Raw genomic sequence first — 16,596 nt, 5'->3', positions numbered from 1 at the left:
CGACCGGATTACTGGAGAATCACATGACTCCCTTTGCCGCCTCTGAGGCCAAGCGCTCCAAGGTGGAGCAGATCAAAGCAGATAGCCACTTCCTGCGGGATCCCTTGCGGCAGGAGCTGGCCCAGGACACCACCCACTTCAGCGAGGCGGCGGTGCAGGTGCTCAAGTTTCACGGCGCCTATCAGCAAGACGACCGGGATCTGCGGCAGCAGCGGAAGCAGGAAGGTCTGGAGCGGGCCTACCAGATGATGTTGCGCACCCGCATTCCAGGGGGGCATGTGCCGCCACAGCTTTACTTGACCCTGGATCGGCTGGCGGAGGAGTACGGCAACGGCACTTTGCGGGCCACCACCCGGCAGACCTTTCAATTACACGGGATCTTGAAGCAAAACCTCAAGGCCACCATTGGCAGCATCATCCGGCAGATGGGATCCACCCTGGCCGCCTGTGGAGACGTCAACCGCAACGTCATGGCGCCGGTCGCCCCCCACAAAAACCGGCCTGCCTACCGCTATGCCCAGGAGTATGCCCGCAAGCTGGCGGATCTCTTGGCTCCGAAGACTTCTGCCTACTACGAGCTGTGGGTGGATGGGGAGGCGGTTCCCATCCCGCCGGTGGATGCGGAAGTCCGGGAAGCGGAGCAGTTTGTCGGCAACGGGGTGAGGCTGGAGGGGCCAGAACCTCTGTATGGCCCGGTCTATTTGCCCCGCAAGTTCAAGACGGCCATCGCCGTAGCTGGGGAGAACACCGTCGATGTGTACTCCCAAGACCTGGGTTTGATCGTGCTCACCGACCGCAAGGGCAACCTCAAGGGCTTCAACATCGTGGTGGGCGGCGGCATGGGGCGCACCCACGGCAAGGAGGAGACCCAACCCCTTTTGGCCCAGAAACTCTGCTTTGCCCCGCCGGAAGCGGTGTACCGGATTTGCCAGGCGGTTTTGGCGGTGCAGCGGGATCACGGCAACCGCTACGACCGCAAGCAGGCGCGGCTGAAGTATCTGGTGCGCGACTGGGGGATCCGCAAGTTTCGCCGCGTGGTCGAGCAGTACCTGGGGGAGAAGCTATTGCCCTTCCGGCGCATGCCTAAGTTTGTCCCCAACAGCGACGACTACCTGGGCTGGCACGAGCAGGGGGATGGCCGTTGGTTTTTGGGCCTCTCCATTGAAAATGGCCGCATCCAGGATACGCCGGAGCGGCAGCTGAAAACGGCCCTGCGCAAGATTGTGGAGGAATTTTCCCTGCACCTGCGGCTTACCCCCACGCAGGACGTGATCTTCATCGACATCGAGGAGGGCCAGCGAGAGGCCATTAACCAGATCCTCAAGTCCCACGGGGTGCTCTCCAAAGAGGAGATCCCGGAGCTGGTGCGGCTTTCCATGGCCTGTCCGGCGCTGCCCACCTGTGGCTTGGCCATTACCGAGTCGGAGCGGGCCCTGCCCACCCTGATCCGCCAGTTGGATCAGGTGTTGCGGGAGCTAGATCTGCAGGATTCGCCCTTTTTGGTGCGCATGACCGGCTGTCCCAACGGCTGTGCCCGCCCTTACTTGGCGGAGCTGGGATTGGTGGGATCCGCCCCCGATGGCTACTACCAAATCTGGCTGGGGGCTAGCCCGCGAGGGGATCGCTTGGCCCAGCCGTTTCAGGATCGGGTGCACATCAGCCAAATTGTGCCTTTGATGAGGATTCTCCTGCAGCTCTACAAACAGGAGCGCCACCCCCAAGAGCGCTTTGGCGACTACTGCCACCGGGTGGGGATCCCCTACCTACAGGCCCAGGTGCAGCGGCTCCAGCAGGTTCAAAGCTAAGGGGACTGCCCCTCCCTTCCTCACTGAGGGCAAAGTGGGTCACTGGTTCAGGAGGCTGCTAGGCTTCCAGGGGAGCGAATGATAGAGTACAAAGAGGTTTTGTGCGAGCCCCTTCATGCCTCAGTCCAAACCTGACGAACCTTTCGTCCGCAAGGTCTTCAAAGCGCTGGTGCTGGTGGTCGGCGCAGCGATGTTCCTAAGCTTCTCCTTTGGCCCCATCCTCCAGGCGCTGGGGCCTTCGGACTCGCAAGACACCGCCAACTTGGTTACTGAGCAACTGCGGGCCCAGGCGGACGGCTACCGGGCTGTGCTGGAACGGGAGCCGGATAACCCCATCGCCCTGCGGGGGTTGATCGACACGCAACTGCAGCTCAACGAGCCGCAAGGGGCCATCGAGCCGCTGAAGAAGCTGGTGGAACTGGAGCCGGAAAATCGGCAACTGCGAGCTTTTTTGGCCCAGATTCAGCAAGATACAGGGGATCTGGAAGGGGCATTAGAGCAGCTCCAGATCCTTCACGAGAAGGATCCCAAAGATAGCCAAGTCCTGCAGGAGCTGGCCGACGTTCAACTAGCGCTGGGCCGCCCTTCTCAAGCCATTGAACTACTGGAGAACTATCTGAAGGAAGTCCCGGAAGATAACGATGTCCGTCTGCGCTTGGCCTTTATCTACGTCCGCAATAACCAGACGGAAAAGGCTGTCGCCCTCTACGACGAGATGATTGCGGCGGATCCCAGCGACTTTGCGCCCGTGTTGGGCAAAGCAATAGCCCTTAGCTCCGCCACCGATGAAAACCTACGGGCAAAAGCCCCGGAGCTATTTGAGCAAGCAGCCCGCCTGGCCCCACCCAAGCTGCGGGAGCAGATCCGGCAAGAGGCCGAGCTCTCTGCCCAAAGAAACCAGCCTCAGGCTGTTGAGAGCCAGGAGACTGCTCCCTGAGGAGAGTCGTCCCCCTCAAGACTCGGAGACCTCCTTGAGGGCCGCTTCCACCGAGGGATAAGTCTCGAAGAGAGAGTCCAGACGGGTAACCTTGAGAACTGTCTTGGCTTTCTCTCCTAAACCGCAGAGCTTGAGATGACAGTCGGCGGCGGCGCAGGCGCGTCTTGCCCACACCAAAGCCGAAACTCCCCTGCTGTCGATCTGCGTAACCTGGCTCAGATCCAGCAAGAGGTGCTTGGGTTTCTTGGCGAGAATCTGACTCAGCTCTCTCTGCACCAAAGCAGGCTCCAGCTGTCCTGCAGGAAGCTTGACGAGGGCGACAAGGGATCCCCCGGGGCTGAGCTGAGTGGAAACATCCACAAAGGGCTAAGAAAGAAAAAGCCGAGGGCAAGGGTCACATTGATTCTGAACCAAAGCCACCGGCTTGGGCCTTGCTGGGCAACTTTTATTTGGAGGTAGGAAGGTAGCCCTAATGGATACGCACGCGATGATCCCGATGGAGGATGCGGCTGCCCTGGGTTTGTTGGCCCTGCAGATGCCGATGGCGGCGGTGTTGCTGGCGCGGCTGCTGCCCTCTTTGTGGCGCCCTTCTCCTCTCCCTCCTGGTCAACCGGGGATCCCTTTTCCGCCGGGCTTGGTCAGCGTCTTGCTGCCCACCCTCAACGAGGCCGAGCGCCTGGATCCCTGTCTGGAAGGGCTGCACCGCCAGGGAGCGGTTGTGCGCGAAGTTCTGGTGGTGGATAGCCGCTCCCAGGATGGCACCCGCGAAAAAGTGCTGCAAATGGCCGCGCGGGATCCCCGCTTTCGCCTCGTTACCGACGATCCCCTGCCCAGCGGCTGGGTCGGTCGCCCTTGGGCGTTGCACTATGGATTTCTCCAGTCGGATCCCGCCTCTGAGTGGATCTTGGGCATTGATGCCGACACCCGCCCCCAGCCGGGCCTGGTGGAGCGGCTGCTGGAAACTGCCCAGGCCAAAAAGCTGGATCTCATCACCCTGGCGCCGCAGTTTATCCTGCAGCACTGGGGGGAAGGCTGGCTGCAGCCAGCTCTTTTGACAACCCTGATCTACCGCTATGGGGCGGCAGGGGAGACTCCCCACTTGCCGGAGCGGACGATGGCCAATGGGCAGTGTATGTTGGTGCGCCGCTCGGTGCTGGAAGCCATGAACGGCTATACCCTGGCGCGGGCCTCCTTTTGCGACGATGTCACCCTGGTGCGGCAGATCGCGGCAGCCGGCTTTAAAGTAGCTTTTTGCGACGGTCGGCACCTGCTCAAGGTGCGCATGTACACCTCTTTGGCCGAAACTTGGCGGGAGTGGGGCCGATCCCTGGATTTGAAAGACGCCACCCCCAGGGCCCAACTGTGGGGGGATATGGCCCTGCTGGTGCTTACCCAAGGGATCCCACTCTTGGCAGTGGGGGGGCTGGGGATCAAGGCCGGGCTGGGGTTCCCCTTTTCCCTAACAGAGCAAGTGTTGTTGGGGCTCAACCTGGGCTTGCTGGCCCTGCGACTGGGGGTGCTGATGGGCATTCGCGGCTCTTATCAGGATCCCCCCTGGACGTTTTGGGCTTCGCCGCTGGCGGATCCCTTGGCTGTCCTGCGGGTGATCTTGTCAGCCCTCAGCCGCCCCCGCTCTTGGCGCGGGCGCACCTACTAGTCGACTGCCTCAGGATCTCACCTGCCCCGCGAAGCGCAGCGGAGTGACAGCAGGCGCAAGCGAGTGTTGGGTGGCCCTCAAATAAGGCAACCCCTGATCGAGTAAGCCTAGCTGCACCGCTCTTTCAACAGGGTAGTTTGTGATCACTAGCTCCGTGATTTTGCCTCGTTTTGTCCCCTTGCAGTTGATAGCCCGGTTTGCTTGAACTTCATCAATAGCAAAGAAGGGCATAGCGTACAAAGAGCGAATGATTGCGGTGTCAGAATTAGAAAGCATGATGTACACCTTATTCTTGCTTAAGTCAATGCAAATGTCTCGTAATCGCTCTTGATCCTCTAGGCCGAAGCCACTGGCATGATAGGAGGTAAAGTTTGATGTTTGCGAGACAGGAACGTAAGGCGGGTCGAAATACACCCAGTCGCCTGGCTTGGCCCTCTCAACAACCGTATCAAATGGCACGCACAAAATTTCAACATTTTGTAGAGCAAGGGATGCAGCTAAAAGATTGTCCTTGTCTAGATACTTTGGAGCTTTATATCGCCCAAAAGGAACATTGAACTTTCCTTGCCGATTGACGCGATACAAACCATTATAGCCTGTCTTGTTCAGGTAAATCATGCGCGCTGCTCGTCCTACAAGACCCATTGACCAAGGATCTTTCTCTCGAATCTGGTAATAAAAACTTTCATTGTGTGGAAATTCGGAGAGTAGTTGAATAACTTCCCAAACATGATCGCGAATAGCCAGGTAAGTATCTATCAGCTCAGCGTTGATATCGGAAAGGATCGCCTGTTTGATTTTGCATTCTCTATACAGGCGAAAGAAAAGCGCGCCACTCCCAACAAAAGGCTCGTGGTAAGTTCTGAAATAGACCGGCATCCGCTCTAATAGGGCGTCTGTCAGTTGTGTCTTGCCACCGGCCCATTTTAGAAAAGGTCGCGGAAGAAGCAAATCGCTCATGTTACAATCCAAAATACAAACGTAACCAATCTTCTAAATCGCTGAACCAAACCACTTTCTCAGTAGACATCAGTTATCCTTGCATGTTCTTTGAAAACCCTTCGCCGTCAATTACCTCGATCCCTGGAATAGGCCAGTGCTCCATATCTTGAATGGTTGCAGGGATCTTCTCTTCCGCTGTGCCTGACGTCGCCTGAAACTTACACTCCACTCCCAGTCGCTTGCCGCTTTTTTCATCGCTAATGACCACATCAATATACCGCTGTTGCCCCCACAGCCTTCGTGCTGGTCTTCAATCCAAGAGATTGTGCCAGAGCAACAACTCGCTGCTTTAATTCGTCACCACTTTTAGGCGCTGTTCTTTTTCCTGACATAGAGAAAACTCCTCACAGACAATCAGCTTCGTTTGTTTTCACCACCCCTGCGCTCTCCCATCGCCACCCAACTCCCGAAGCTTTGCGGCTAGGCGCTGCTGTTCCTGACGGACTTGGGCGAGGGCTGCTACTGCCGCTCCTGCCCTACTTGTTCAATTCCCCCAGAAGCAAATTCCCGTCGGCAGTCCACCACTGCAAGTAGGTGGCTGTGGTTTCTACTTTTTGTCGGTGCCACACCCTCAAGAACCAGCCGATCTCCGGAGTCCAGTAGCAGTGGTTTTCATCTGCTGTTGCAGAAGCACATAGCAACCTTAATACAGATTAGTGATCGGGGGCAAGATGGATTTAATGCAGGGGCTCGTGGATTTCGTAGACAGCAACCCCGATCTCCGAGAGCTGGGGCAAGCCTTAGCTGTCAAAACAACACTCCAAGGCCATACTCACCCCTAGGTCTGTGACGTGTTGCAAGTGTCATCAAGCTTTATCAGCAACCGGAACTTATACTCCCAAACCAAGGAGCTGCTGGACTTGCTCTAGCTTATCGAGGCTCAAAGCCCTATCTCTCTCCCGAATAAAAAGCTGCTGCTATTGCGATGAGCTGAAGGAAAGTTTAGAAGAGGCAGTCCCAGAAGAATGAGGAAGCAGTTGCTCAAAAAAAGAGATACGGCATAAGGCAAAAGAGTAGAAGCTCCTGATGGACAAGGGGGAGCTAACAGTGTTTATGGTAGATGAGCGTCACCCGCTATGAGGTTACCTTTGTGGATAGAGGTGGGGGGTAAAGGAGAACAGATTGCGGCCGATATTAAGAATATCAGGGGGAGGCGAAGTTACTTTGGGGCATTAGATTATGACAAGAGAGAGTTTCCGTTGCAAGTATATAATAAGGCAGATTCTCAAAGCATGAGAGCGTTTATAGAGTACTTAAGACTTGAGAAAAAAGAACAAAGGATAGCGATTTTTTGGGATGGGGCGGACTATCGTTGCTGTAAATAGGTTAGGGCGTATTTAGAAGAAGTGAGCCAGAGGTTAAGAGAAGAGGAGTGACCAGCCAGGTGCATTCTTTTTGTTCCTTATACAACGGAACAGAATTTTGATTTTCCTATCATGAATATCTTAGGAATGCTACGATCAGCAGGGAAGTTACAGGAGCTATGCTATGCTGGGGTGTTAGTCATCGAAATCAGCATGCGTGTCCATTACTTACAACATGTGCCCTTTGAAGGTCTGGGCTATATAGAGTCCTGGCTCAAAGCCAAGGAATACCCTGTAACGGGCACAAGGTTTTTTGAATCGACGAGATTGCCGAGCCTAGATGAATTTGACATGCTCATCGTCATGGGTGGCCCCATGAGTGCCAATGACGAAAGTGCATTTCCTTGGCTAGGTCAGGAGAAGGAGTTTATCCGCAATGCCATCGAGGCCGGCAAGTCCATTTTGGGCATCTGTCTGGGGGCGCAACTGATTGCCAGCGCAATGGGTAGCCGAGTGTTTCCAAATCGTGTTAAGGAAATAGGCTGGTGGCCGGTACGAGGGGTACAGCCCCCTGATGAGCTAACCTTTCGCTTCCCGCCCTCGATTGAGGTTTTTCACTGGCACGGGGAAACCTTCGAGCTGCCCCCTGGTGCAATTCACCTTGCCAAGAGCGAAGGCTGTGAGAACCAGGCCTTTCAGCTTGGACGCTCAGTGATCGGCCTCCAGTTTCACTTGGAAACCACGCCAGAATTGGTGCAAGGGCTTGTCTCCCACTGCCGCAACGAACTGTTGCCATCTACCTATGTGCAGTCGGAAGCAGAGATCCTCTCAGCCTCCCCTGAGAAGTACCAAGCCATAAACCGTCTAATGGGCGAGGTTCTCTCCTTTCTCTGTCGCTCCGATCCCTAGGCCCCGCGCTGCGCTCTAGAGAGCGGCCAAAGCCGTAAGATGCAGATCTGCAAGCCAAAGTTCCAAGAGGATAGACGTGGGCCATCAGGTTTTGGGACTGGGGATCGCGGGTTGGTCGGCTGCACGGCTGCTGCGGGCCCAGGGAAAAGAGGTGTGGGTCTGGGACGAGCAGGATTCGGAGCTCTTGCGGCAACGGCAGGCGGAGCTGGAACGGGAAGGGATCCCTGTCCACTTGGGCCAGCCTTTTCAACTGCTGCCGGGAGTGAAGCAGGTGGTGGTCAGCCCGGGCATTGCCTGGGATCACCCGCTGCTGCAAGAGGCGCGGCGGCAAGGGATCGAGGTGGTGGGAGAGGCGGAGCTGGCCTGGCCGTTTCTTGAGCACCTGCCTTGGGTGGGGATCACGGGCACCAACGGCAAAAGCACCACCACGGCCCTAGTGGCGGAGATGTTCAAGGCAGCAGGGCTAGAAGGGATCCCTTGCGGCAACATTGGCTTGCCCCTGTCCCAAGTGGCTCTGGAGATCTGGCAAGGGCAGCGTCGGCCAGATTGGATCGTGGCAGAGCTGAGCAGCTACCAACTGGAGGCCAGCAGCCGCCTGATGAAGAGCTCCCCCGGAGGCCCACCCCGCATTGGAGTGTGGACAACTTTCACCCCAGATCACCTAGAGCGGCACGGCACGCTGGAGCGCTATGCCAGCTTTAAGGCGCGGCTGCTGGAGCGGGCCCAGTGGCGGGTGGTCAATGGCGAGGACCCCTACCTCTTTCGCCGGCGGCGAGACTGGGAAAAGACCTACTGGGTCTCGCTGCAAGATCCGCAAGCGGATGTCTTCCTGCGAGGGAGCACGCTTTACATCCGGGGGGAAGCGGTGGCGGAGCTGGAGGACTTTGCCGAGCGCTGCCCTGGCTCGCACAACTTGCAGAACTTGCTCTTGGCAGCAGCGGCTGCTCATCTAGCCGGGATCCCCAACGCTGCCCTTCAAGCCGCCATCCGCTCTTTTGCCGGCATGCCCCATCGGCTGGAACGGGTGGCCCAAATCCAGGTGGGATCTACCCCCATCCGCTTTGTCAACGACAGCAAGGCCACCAACTACGAGGCCGGCTGGGTAGCGCTCAACGCCCTCTCCCCGCCCATTATCCTCATTGCCGGTGGAAGGGCCAAACAGGGGGATCCCTCGGCCTGGCTGCGGCTTATTCAGGCCAAGGTGGCCCGCGTGTTGCTCATTGGGGAGGCTGCTCCTAAGCTGGCCAAGGCTCTTCAGGAAATCCGCTATACTGACGTCGAGATCCTGCCGACCCTAGATATGGCGGTGGAAAGGGCCTTTGCAGCTGCCTGCTCCCTAGCGCAAGCCCTGGCCAATCCAGCTCAGCCCATCACCGTTTTACTGTCGCCTGCTTGTGCCAGCTTCGACCAGTACCCCAGCTTCGAGCACCGTGGCCACCACTTTCGAGCCTGCTGCCAAGCCCTGGTGGGATTCCTGGAACGCTGAAGCGCGCTGGCTGCGTTGGCTGACGCTGGTCTGGCTGGGGATAGGGCTGGCGGTATTGTTTTCGGCCTCCTACCCGGTGGCGCAGCAGACTACCGGCGATGGCCTCTATTTCTTTAAGCGCCAGGTGCTCTGGTCAGGGCTGGGGCTGGTCTGCTTCACCATCCTAGTGCGCATCCCCTTGCAGCGCTGGTTCCCCTGGGCCGGGATCCTCTGCCTGCTGGGCATTGGCTTGGTCTGGGCCACCCACGTGCCAGGGCTGGGGGTTTCCCGCCTGGATGCCAGCCGCTGGCTGGATCTAAAGGTGATCCCGATTATTCAGCCTGCGGAATTGCTCAAGCCCCTGTTGGTGCTGCAGGGATCCTGGGTGTTTGGCCGTTGGTTTTACCATCCCCTCTGGTTTCGCGGCGTCTGGGTCGGGCTCTTTGCTTTGGCGCTGCTGGGGATCCTCATCCAGCCCAACTTGGGTACCACCGCCATCTGCGGCCTTACCCTCTGGGTCATGGCCTGGACGGCTGGGCTCCCCCTTTTTACCCTCTTGGCTACCGCGGGACTGGGGATCTTGGCGGCTGGGGTGAGCATTCTCAGCAAAGACTACCAGCGGCGGCGCATCTTAGCCTTTTTGGATCCCTGGGGGAATGCTCAGGGGGACGGCTACCAGTTGGTGCAGAGCCTTTTGGCTATTGGCTCAGGTGGCTGGTGGGGCAAAGGCTATGGTCTTTCCCTACAAAAGCTGTTCTACCTGCCCATCCAGTACACGGACTTCATCTTTGCTGTGTATGCAGAAGAGTTTGGCCTGGTGGGATCCCTTTTCTTCCTGGGGCTATTGAGCGCCTACACCTGGGTCAGCTTGCGGGTTATGCGGCGCTGTCTCGACCTGCCTGCCCGGCTGGTGGTCTGCGGCTGTCTGATGTTTTTGGTAGGGCAGGCACTGCTGAATATCGGCGTGGTCAGCGGCCTACTGCCGACTACAGGGGTGCCCTTGCCCCTGTTTAGCTACGGCGGCAGCTCGATCCTGGCGGGGCTGATCATGGCGGGGCTGTTGGTCCGGGCCGCCCGCGAGGTGGGCTAAGGCCTGTAAGCTTCTCACTCGGCAGCCAGTAGATAAAGACTTGGGGGTTCAGAGGGGATCAATCGGTAGGGATCCGCCTGGTTAAGCTCTCGACAGAGGTGAGCAAAAGACTGGAGACCTTCAAGGCGCTCGGTGAGCTCGCTGAGGGTATCTAGGTATTCGGCTAAAGCAGCTTGGGAAAGGTGCCAAGACTTGTCCAGCTCCTGGAAATAGGTCATCTGAAACTCGACGGAAAGATTCTTTTCTCTGAGAAAGACCTGCTCTGGCGTAAGCCCTCGATCAAATGGGGAAAGACGAGCAATGCGCTGGATGCGTTCGCTAGAGATGCGGCCAGCGAAGCCAGAAGCCTTGTACGTATAGGCCGTCCGGAGCTGAGGCCGATCTGCTGGCAAGAGAGCTGCACACCACCTTTCGCTCAGTTCCCGGAAACGAGGGACCTCGAAGTTTAGGACATCAACAGCATCTTGAAGGTACCCATGTTTAAGCAGAAGCTGGGATTCCGCCGCTAGGGAAACCGCCCAACCCTTGAGAGCAATATCGCTGAGCAATAGGCAGTGGACCTGGCGCTCAACAGGGATCTGATGGGCTTGGTCAGAGAAAAAAATTCGGATATTTCCTGTCCTTCCTCGATGCTGTTCTCGAGGTTAAGTAGCCACGACCTCAGCTCCTTATCACCTCTCGTAGAGGCTTTAATGAAGTTATAGCAGTCTTTAAAAAGAGAGCTGACCATCCACCGCCTGGTACTGGGATCTACATCCGACGCTTCAGAAGAGTTAGCTCCCCAGGCACATTGAGCATAAAAGAGTGCAATAGCAGAAAGAGGAATGATGCAAGGCGGCTCTGGAAGAGCCAGAATCTCCTGAATTTCCTCCCTCAGCTCCTCGATCCTTTGCTCTAGAGGGTTGTCGGTTTGATTCCGCATGTCAACCTTGTTGAGCAAGAAGACCATCAAACTGGTTTGACCTCTGAGAAACTCTACGACATCCTTTAGCTCTCTCAAGAGAGTTTCCCGTCCTTGCCAATCTGTCTGAGAGTAATCCAGTGCAACAAAGCTAAAGCACTTGCTGACATGCTCTTGGATAATCCTAAGGCTTATTCTATCTTGAATTGAGTTTAGGCCAGGCAAGTCATAAATCTCGACCTGTAAGCCCTCAGGCAGGCCTAACAGAAAAGGGTTTCTGACCGGCAGCAGCGGACACTCAACGTCTACCTGAGGGATGCCCACCTCCGCTTCATCCCTCTTCTTTCTCTTCTTTCGTCGCTCTTGGTGGTAGGCCTCCATCGTCAGCTTGAGCCTGCGGTAGATTTCTTCGTCCCTCAGGTCTTCCCACGTGCCGCATTCCCAGGTGGCTCCTTCGGTATTGTGGATAACTAGCCTGCTCCGCTCGCCGTGCCTAATCCGCAGGATCCCGGCACTCATCTCCTGGGCCTCAATAGGCGCGATTTTCCGGCCAATGAGGGCGTTCACAATAGTGGATTTACCCGAAGAGGTGGTACCAATGGTGGCGATCCGGAAGGAGGGCTTCTGTAGGCGGGCAACGGCCTCTTCGTAGACAACCCGAAAGGCCTGCAGCTTTTCCAGCAGCACAGAGCTGCTAATGACGTCGTGGTATTCGCTGAGGATCCCAGCAGTGAGGTTGCCAAGGGTGAACAGTGACTCTCTTGCGATCCGCAGGGCTACCGAGGGATCCGTAGAATCAAGCCTGTGATGCGCTCCTTCAGATAGAGTTGAAGATGACATGCCGACAGCTCTCAAGCCGCTTCGCCGGCACTATAGTCCTTTCGCTAGTACCGTGGTTCGTTTTCTTCGCATTTTTTCAGCGTCCTTCTTGCCAGCAATGCTGATTTAGTAGCATAAAGAAATGGCTCTAAAATGCACATAGCCGCCGGCAGTTCTGGGGTCAACAAGAGGTAGTTTGCGAATGATGGATGGCTCTTTGCAATCTTTCTTCGCCTCTGCCAGCCAGGTGGGGCTGGGAGTAGCGGTCTTCCTGGCGCTGCTAACGCTGCTGGCCTGGATACGCAACTGGCCTTGGAAGTTTTCGCTAGTGGGCTACACGGCCTTTACCTTGGTCCTAACGGCAGGCTGTTTTGCTCTGAGCCTAGGGCCCATTTTCCGCTCCCGCATCCCCGGGGCTGCTCCCTACACCACTGTCTATGACCAAGGGGCGGAGCGGGCGGTCATTGCCGTTAGCCCAGATATCACCCCGGAGCAACTGATCCTTACGCTGAAGCAGGCAGCTAGCGATCTGGCCTCCTCTGGTCGTTTCTCTACCGGCTCGCCAGTGTTTACCCTGCAAGCCCGCACTGTCATCCACCCCGAGCCGGGAGTCTCCGAGCCCTTACTTTTGGGCACGCTGCAACAGCCTTTGGGGAAACGCCTGCGCACCCCGGAAGAACAACAGCAGCAGCAAATCCACCTGGAGGAAGAGGCCTTTGCTCGGCTGCGTAGGTTAGCCCAAGTTCAGGAGGCCGCCCCGCCCTCTGAGGGGACTTTGCAAGAGCCTCCCTTGGCCCAATCCTGAGCCCTCAGCCAGCGGCGCAGATCTTGCCCTACTTGCTCAGGGATCTCCCAGGGAAAGAGGTGGGCCACGTTGGGATAGACAATGCAGGTGCACTGAGGGAGAAGGCGAGCCGTGGCTAGGCTGCTGGCAACAGTGATGTGGCAATCCTGCTCCGCAGCCAGAATCAAAACCGGTAGGTGCAGGCGGTGCAGCTCTCCCTCGCGGTTGTAGCCCTGTCGAAGGGCAGCGCGTAGGGCTTGGCGAGCCTGAGGAGAGGTATGCAGGTAAGCCGGCAAAGCTGCCTGGGCCAGGTAGCGATAGGTTCTCGGGGTATGTCTCTGGACTAGGTAGCGGTAGAGAGAGCGGCGGCCAAAGGTGTTGATGTTCCAACTCCAGCCGGGCCAAAGCCAGTTGAGCAGCGAAGCAATGCCGGTGTTGAGCTGATCCCAAAAATCGGTAGGGGGATGGTTGCTGCGGGGACAGGCAGCGCTGGCTACTAGGATCAAGCCTTTGACCCGCTGGGGTAGGCGCAAAGCCAACTCTAGGGCTAGGATCCCGCCCAAAGACCAGCCCAGTAGCAGACACTCCTGCCAGCCCAGGCGATCCAGCAGCTCCTGCAAATCCTCCAGGTGGGCCGACATCTCAAAGGGATCCCGCACCTGCGAACGCCCGTAGCCGCGCAGATCCGGCGCCACACAGGGGTGCATCCCCGCCACCGCCTCGGCAAAGACTTCCATGCAGTCGGCATTGCCCGGATGGCCGTGGAGCAGCAGGATGGGCAGCGAAGGGATCCCTTCTCCCCAGGCCCGGTAGTAGAGCTGCAGGCCCATAGCTTAGGCGCTGGCCACCTTTTTTGGCGTCGGCTGCAGCTTCACTCCATTGGGAATGCAGATCAGGTTCTGATCCAGGATCTGCACAAACCCCTTCGAGCGCAGGGATCCCAGCAGGCGAGTAACCGTCACGCGGGTGGCACCAATGGCATCCCCGATCTGGGCGTGGGTGAGGGGCCAGGGGAGGTACATCCCCTGCTCACAGGGCTGCCCATACTCGTCGATTAACAAGGTCAAAAAGCCCTTCAGGCGGTCGATGGCCCGACGCTGGCCCAAGTTGCCCAGCCAGAGCAACTTGCGTTGCAGTTGCTGGCGGAAGCTTTCTTGAATTTTCTGGTGCAGATAGGGCCACTGCTCCAAATCCTGCCAGTAAAACCACATCACCGTCGTGCGATCGACATGGGTGCAGGCTTTTAGCTCAAAGCGCTCCGGGTTGCTCAGCTCAAAGGGCACCCCGGGCGTGATAAACCCGACAAAAACCTCCCGCCGCTCCGGCGTTTGGCTGACCAGGCGCACCACGCCCTCTTGGGGGATGTACACCAATCCCGGACGAGTTGGAATGCGCACATCTTTAGGAAACGTACGAGAGCGGTAGTGCTCTTCGGCCCACTGGCGGAGTTCCCGCCATTCCTGAGCCTCTGCTGCCGATGTGATGGAAACAAGTGTCATGGGATCAACTTCCTGTCGCTCGAGCGACCTGATGGGTTTTACAGACTCCCCAGCTTTACCTGGCTACTGTTGCAACACAACGCTTTCGCCTTCGCGTCCGCGGAACAGAGTCGTGAGAGGATGGGGAAACCGCAAGGGGGCAAAACAAAGAGGAGAGAACCTACAGGCTTACTTTACCTTAGCTTCATAATGGCACTGAACCCTATGGGGCGACATCGGGTTTCTACTGATATTGTTCAAAAGGCTACGTCCAATAATAACCTCAAGAAGCCGTAAATTTTCAGAGCTTGTCGCCGAACTCAGCCAGCTAGGGGATGGCGCAGAATGGGGTCAGACTGGTGGATGTCTGAGTACAGGTGTGGGGTGGCTGCGATGAATATCCTTATCAGCAACGACGATGGCATCCAGGCGGCGGGGGTGCGATGTCTGGCCGCTGCGCTGGCTCAGGTGGGTGGACATCAGATCACGGTGGTCTGTCCGGATCGGGAGCGCTCGGCTACCGGCCACGCCTTGACGTTGCACAAGCCGCTGCGAGTGGATCCGGTGCGGGAGGGGTTTCCGCCAGAGGTGCAAGCTTGGGCCTGTTCGGGCACGCCCTCGGACTGCGTCAAGTTGGGCCTGGACGGTCTGCTGCAGCAGCCCCCTGACTGGGTCATTGCCGGCATCAACCAGGGAGCCAATCTGGGCACTGATGTGCTCTATTCCGGCACCGTCTCGGCAGCCATGGAAGGGCTGCTGGAAGGGATCCCCAGCCTAGCCGTGAGCCTGGCCAGCTTTACCCACCAGGATTTTCAGCCGGCGGCCCAGGTGGTGCTGATGCTGCTGGAGAAGCTGAGCCTGAAGCCTTTAGAGAAGCCGATGCTGTTGAACGTCAATGTCCCCCCGCTAGGGTTGGCTGAAATACGCGGCATGGTCTTGGCCCGCCTGGCCTGGCGCAAGTACACGGATCTCTACGAGAAACGGGTAGATCCCCGCGGCAAGGCCTACTACTGGCTGGCAGGAGAGGTGGTGGAAGAGGAGGTGGATCCCTGTTCCGATGTGCGGGCGGTTGCCGAGGGGTATGTGTCGATTACGCCCCTGCAGCCGGATTTAACGGCCTACGCCGCTTTCGAGAGCTTGCAGCGCTGGGGCCTCTCAGCCTTTGGCTTTTGAAAGCAAAAATGGCCTAGGGCAAGCAGGCTTGGCCGGGATCGCAGCCAGGGGAAACCCTAGAGGGGAACGGCTGCCAAGGCCAGCAGCCGTTCTGCCACAGCCTGGGGAACAGGCATCACCGACAGTCGCGTGCCTCGCCGCACCACTTCTAACTCCGCAGGGGTAAAAGTGGCCCTTAACTGGGCCAAAGGGATCAAGCGCCCAAAGGCGGCAACAAATTGCACCCGCACTGTCTGCCAGCGGGGCGCTGCAGGGGTTGACTTGGGATCGTAGTAGGGGCTGGTGGGATCAAACTGGCTGGGATCCACCACCTGAGTCTCCACGATCTCCATCAGGCCGGCTATGCCGGGGGGGTCGGCGTTGGAGTGGTAGAAAAAGGCGCGATCCCCAACCTGCATGGCCTTCAAGTAGTTGCGGGCTTGGTAGTTGCGCACGCCGTCCCAAAGGGTTTGGCCGTCCCGCTGCAGATCCCAGATGCTGTAGACGCTGGGCTCCGATTTCATCAGCCAGTAGTTCATGAAACGCTAGGCGCCGGCAGCAGGCAAGCGACGGGCAACAAACTCGACAAAGTTTTGCAATATCTTCAAGCCTACAGGGCCGGACTTTTCGGGGTGAAATTGGGTGGCAAACAAGGTGCCGCGGGCAATGGCGGCCACACAGGTTTGGCTGCCGTGCTGGGTGGTGGCGACCACCCAGCTTGGATCCTTGGGCACCGCGTGGTAGGAGTGGACAAAGTAAACCCAGCTTTGCTCGGGGATCCCTGCCCAAAGGGGAGAGTCGGGCTGGGTAAGGTGCAACTGGTTCCAGCCCATGTGGGGGATGCGCAGGCCCGGCTCCGGTCGAAAGCGCTGCACCCGCCCCGGCACGATGCCCAGCCCCGGCTCTGTCCCCTCTTCGCTGTCTTCGAACAAAACTTGCAAACCAATACAAATGCCCAAGAAAGGCTGCTGCCGCTCGATGGCTTGTCGGATTGCCTCCCCAAAGCCGCGCGCCCGCAACTGCTGCATGGCTGGGTCAAAGGCCCCATCGCCGGGCAGGACAAGGCCATCAAAAGCCGCTAGCCCAGCCGGCTCTGTGACTAGCTGCACCTCGGCCCCGGCCCGCTCCAGCCCTTTGCAAGCTGAATGCAGGTTGCCGGCATCATAGTCGATCACCGCCAGGCGCACGGCTTTCATGGCTTTTCCTGAAACCTTCAAGAGCCTATCAGTATAGTGGCTTTAGCTAATCCGCCGTTCGCGCTAGCGGGACGTAGTCCTGGAAGCCCCGCTCTGT

Annotated in this window: 17 protein-coding genes; 8 read left to right on the top strand and 9 right to left on the bottom strand. The window is 57.9% G+C overall.

Translation table 11 applies throughout. The features are described from left to right. The first annotated feature begins 23 nt into the window (after positions 1 to 23). Positions 24 to 1,805 (top strand): NADPH-dependent assimilatory sulfite reductase hemoprotein subunit, encoded by a 1,782-nt coding sequence (locus tag NW848_RS11975; RefSeq protein WP_414402388.1) that lies wholly within the window; start codon positions 24 to 26, stop codon positions 1,803 to 1,805. A gap of 115 nt (positions 1,806 to 1,920) precedes the next feature. Next, entirely contained in the window at positions 1,921 to 2,742 is an 822-nt protein-coding gene (locus tag NW848_RS11970; RefSeq protein WP_099835590.1) for a tetratricopeptide repeat protein, read from the top strand. A gap of 15 nt (positions 2,743 to 2,757) precedes the next feature. On the opposite strand, the gene NW848_RS11965 is transcribed toward NW848_RS11970, so the two are convergent. Beyond that, positions 2,758 to 3,102, bottom strand: a complete 345-nt coding sequence (locus NW848_RS11965) for an STAS domain-containing protein (protein ID WP_414508655.1) — start codon at positions 3,100 to 3,102, stop codon at positions 2,758 to 2,760. 112 nt (positions 3,103 to 3,214) lie between these two features. Between NW848_RS11965 and NW848_RS11960 the strand changes: the two genes are divergently transcribed. Continuing rightward, entirely contained in the window at positions 3,215 to 4,399 is a 1,185-nt protein-coding gene (locus tag NW848_RS11960) for a glycosyltransferase family 2 protein (protein WP_414508654.1), read from the top strand. A gap of 9 nt (positions 4,400 to 4,408) precedes the next feature. Here NW848_RS11960 and NW848_RS11955 read toward each other — a convergent pair whose 3' ends face one another. Together NW848_RS11955 and NW848_RS11950 are read right to left on the bottom strand one after the other, a co-directional pair. Further along, positions 4,409 to 5,359, bottom strand: a complete 951-nt coding sequence (locus NW848_RS11955) for a DNA adenine methylase (RefSeq protein WP_011429841.1) — start codon at positions 5,357 to 5,359, stop codon at positions 4,409 to 4,411. 73 nt (positions 5,360 to 5,432) lie between these two features. Next, entirely contained in the window at positions 5,433 to 5,636 is a 204-nt protein-coding gene (locus NW848_RS11950; RefSeq protein ID WP_346426103.1) for a PD-(D/E)XK nuclease superfamily protein, read from the bottom strand. A gap of 1,201 nt (positions 5,637 to 6,837) precedes the next feature. On the opposite strand from NW848_RS11950, the gene NW848_RS11945 reads away from it, so the two are divergent. The 3 genes from NW848_RS11945 to NW848_RS11935 all read left to right on the top strand — a co-directional run bounded on the left by NW848_RS11945 (position 6,838) and on the right by NW848_RS11935 (position 10,169). Beyond that, the gene (locus tag NW848_RS11945; protein ID WP_240527708.1) at positions 6,838 to 7,614 is read left to right on the top strand and encodes a type 1 glutamine amidotransferase; all 777 of its coding nucleotides are present in this window, start codon (positions 6,838 to 6,840) and stop codon (positions 7,612 to 7,614) included. Between the two features lie 76 nt (positions 7,615 to 7,690). Beyond that, positions 7,691 to 9,100, top strand: a complete 1,410-nt coding sequence (murD, locus tag NW848_RS11940) for a UDP-N-acetylmuramoyl-L-alanine--D-glutamate ligase (RefSeq protein ID WP_414508653.1) — start codon at positions 7,691 to 7,693, stop codon at positions 9,098 to 9,100. Next, entirely contained in the window at positions 9,045 to 10,169 is a 1,125-nt protein-coding gene (locus NW848_RS11935; RefSeq protein WP_414508652.1) for an FtsW/RodA/SpoVE family cell cycle protein, read from the top strand. The genes murD and NW848_RS11935 overlap by 56 nt, the downstream gene beginning before the upstream one ends. Before the next feature lie 14 nt (positions 10,170 to 10,183). On the opposite strand, the gene NW848_RS11930 is transcribed toward NW848_RS11935, so the two are convergent. Then, positions 10,184 to 10,387 carry a hypothetical protein gene (locus tag NW848_RS11930; RefSeq protein ID WP_414402391.1) on the bottom strand — a complete coding sequence of 68 codons (204 nt, stop codon included), beginning with the start codon at positions 10,385 to 10,387 and terminating at the stop codon, positions 10,184 to 10,186. Positions 10,388 to 10,674: 287 nt separating this feature from the next. Continuing rightward, complete coding sequence (locus NW848_RS11925) at positions 10,675 to 11,925, bottom strand: dynamin family protein (RefSeq protein WP_414511168.1); 1,251 nt, start codon at positions 11,923 to 11,925, stop codon at positions 10,675 to 10,677. Positions 11,926 to 12,091: 166 nt separating this feature from the next. Here NW848_RS11925 and NW848_RS11920 point away from each other — a divergent pair, with 166 nt between their 5' ends. Next, a complete protein-coding gene (locus NW848_RS11920) occupies positions 12,092 to 12,694 on the top strand; it encodes a Ycf51 family protein (protein ID WP_414402393.1) in 603 nt (200 codons plus the stop codon). Here NW848_RS11920 and NW848_RS11915 read toward each other — a convergent pair. Together NW848_RS11915 and NW848_RS11910 are read right to left on the bottom strand one after the other, a co-directional pair. After that, positions 12,634 to 13,503, bottom strand: a complete 870-nt coding sequence (locus NW848_RS11915) for an alpha/beta fold hydrolase (protein WP_414402394.1) — start codon at positions 13,501 to 13,503, stop codon at positions 12,634 to 12,636. The genes NW848_RS11920 and NW848_RS11915 overlap by 61 nt on opposite strands. A gap of 3 nt (positions 13,504 to 13,506) precedes the next feature. Then, positions 13,507 to 14,172, bottom strand: a complete 666-nt coding sequence (locus NW848_RS11910) for a Crp/Fnr family transcriptional regulator (RefSeq protein WP_414402395.1) — start codon at positions 14,170 to 14,172, stop codon at positions 13,507 to 13,509. Between the two features lie 372 nt (positions 14,173 to 14,544). Between NW848_RS11910 and surE the strand changes: the two genes are divergently transcribed. Continuing rightward, positions 14,545 to 15,324: a 5'/3'-nucleotidase SurE gene (gene surE / locus NW848_RS11905; RefSeq protein WP_011429851.1), complete on the top strand. Its 780-nt coding sequence runs from the start codon at positions 14,545 to 14,547 to the stop codon at positions 15,322 to 15,324. Between the two features lie 56 nt (positions 15,325 to 15,380). Here surE and NW848_RS11900 read toward each other — a convergent pair whose 3' ends face one another. Beyond that, positions 15,381 to 15,842 (bottom strand): EVE domain-containing protein, encoded by a 462-nt coding sequence (locus NW848_RS11900; RefSeq protein WP_414347111.1) that lies wholly within the window; start codon positions 15,840 to 15,842, stop codon positions 15,381 to 15,383. A gap of 6 nt (positions 15,843 to 15,848) precedes the next feature. Then, on the bottom strand, positions 15,849 to 16,499 hold the full coding sequence (gene hisH / locus NW848_RS11895; protein ID WP_011429853.1) for an imidazole glycerol phosphate synthase subunit HisH: 651 nt from the start codon (positions 16,497 to 16,499) through the stop codon (positions 15,849 to 15,851). Between the last annotated feature and the right edge of the window lie 97 nt (positions 16,500 to 16,596).

It is taken from the genome of Synechococcus sp. RC10A2 (assembly GCF_047502605.1).
This window is presented reverse-complemented; position numbering and strand designations above follow the sequence as displayed.

What these genes read in the sequence shown, in the direction of transcription:
- NW848_RS11975 (WP_414402388.1), top strand. Translation starts at nt 24, where the DNA reads ATGACTCCCTTTGCCGCCTCTGAGGCCAAGCGCTCCAAGGTGGAGCAG.
- NW848_RS11970 (WP_099835590.1), top strand. Translation starts at nt 1,921, where the DNA reads ATGCCTCAGTCCAAACCTGACGAACCTTTCGTCCGCAAGGTCTTCAAA.
- NW848_RS11960 (WP_414508654.1), top strand. Translation starts at nt 3,215, where the DNA reads ATGGATACGCACGCGATGATCCCGATGGAGGATGCGGCTGCCCTGGGT.
- NW848_RS11955 (WP_011429841.1), bottom strand. Translation starts at nt 5,359, where the DNA reads ATGAGCGATTTGCTTCTTCCGCGACCTTTTCTAAAATGGGCCGGTGGC.
- NW848_RS11945 (WP_240527708.1), top strand. Translation starts at nt 6,838, where the DNA reads ATGAATATCTTAGGAATGCTACGATCAGCAGGGAAGTTACAGGAGCTA.
- NW848_RS11930 (WP_414402391.1), bottom strand. Translation starts at nt 10,387, where the DNA reads ATGACCTATTTCCAGGAGCTGGACAAGTCTTGGCACCTTTCCCAAGCT.
- NW848_RS11920 (WP_414402393.1), top strand. Translation starts at nt 12,092, where the DNA reads ATGATGGATGGCTCTTTGCAATCTTTCTTCGCCTCTGCCAGCCAGGTG.
- NW848_RS11915 (WP_414402394.1), bottom strand. Translation starts at nt 13,503, where the DNA reads ATGGGCCTGCAGCTCTACTACCGGGCCTGGGGAGAAGGGATCCCTTCG.
- NW848_RS11910 (WP_414402395.1), bottom strand. Translation starts at nt 14,172, where the DNA reads ATGACACTTGTTTCCATCACATCGGCAGCAGAGGCTCAGGAATGGCGG.
- surE (WP_011429851.1), top strand. Translation starts at nt 14,545, where the DNA reads ATGAATATCCTTATCAGCAACGACGATGGCATCCAGGCGGCGGGGGTG.
- NW848_RS11900 (WP_414347111.1), bottom strand. Translation starts at nt 15,842, where the DNA reads ATGAACTACTGGCTGATGAAATCGGAGCCCAGCGTCTACAGCATCTGG.
- hisH (WP_011429853.1), bottom strand. Translation starts at nt 16,499, where the DNA reads ATGAAAGCCGTGCGCCTGGCGGTGATCGACTATGATGCCGGCAACCTG.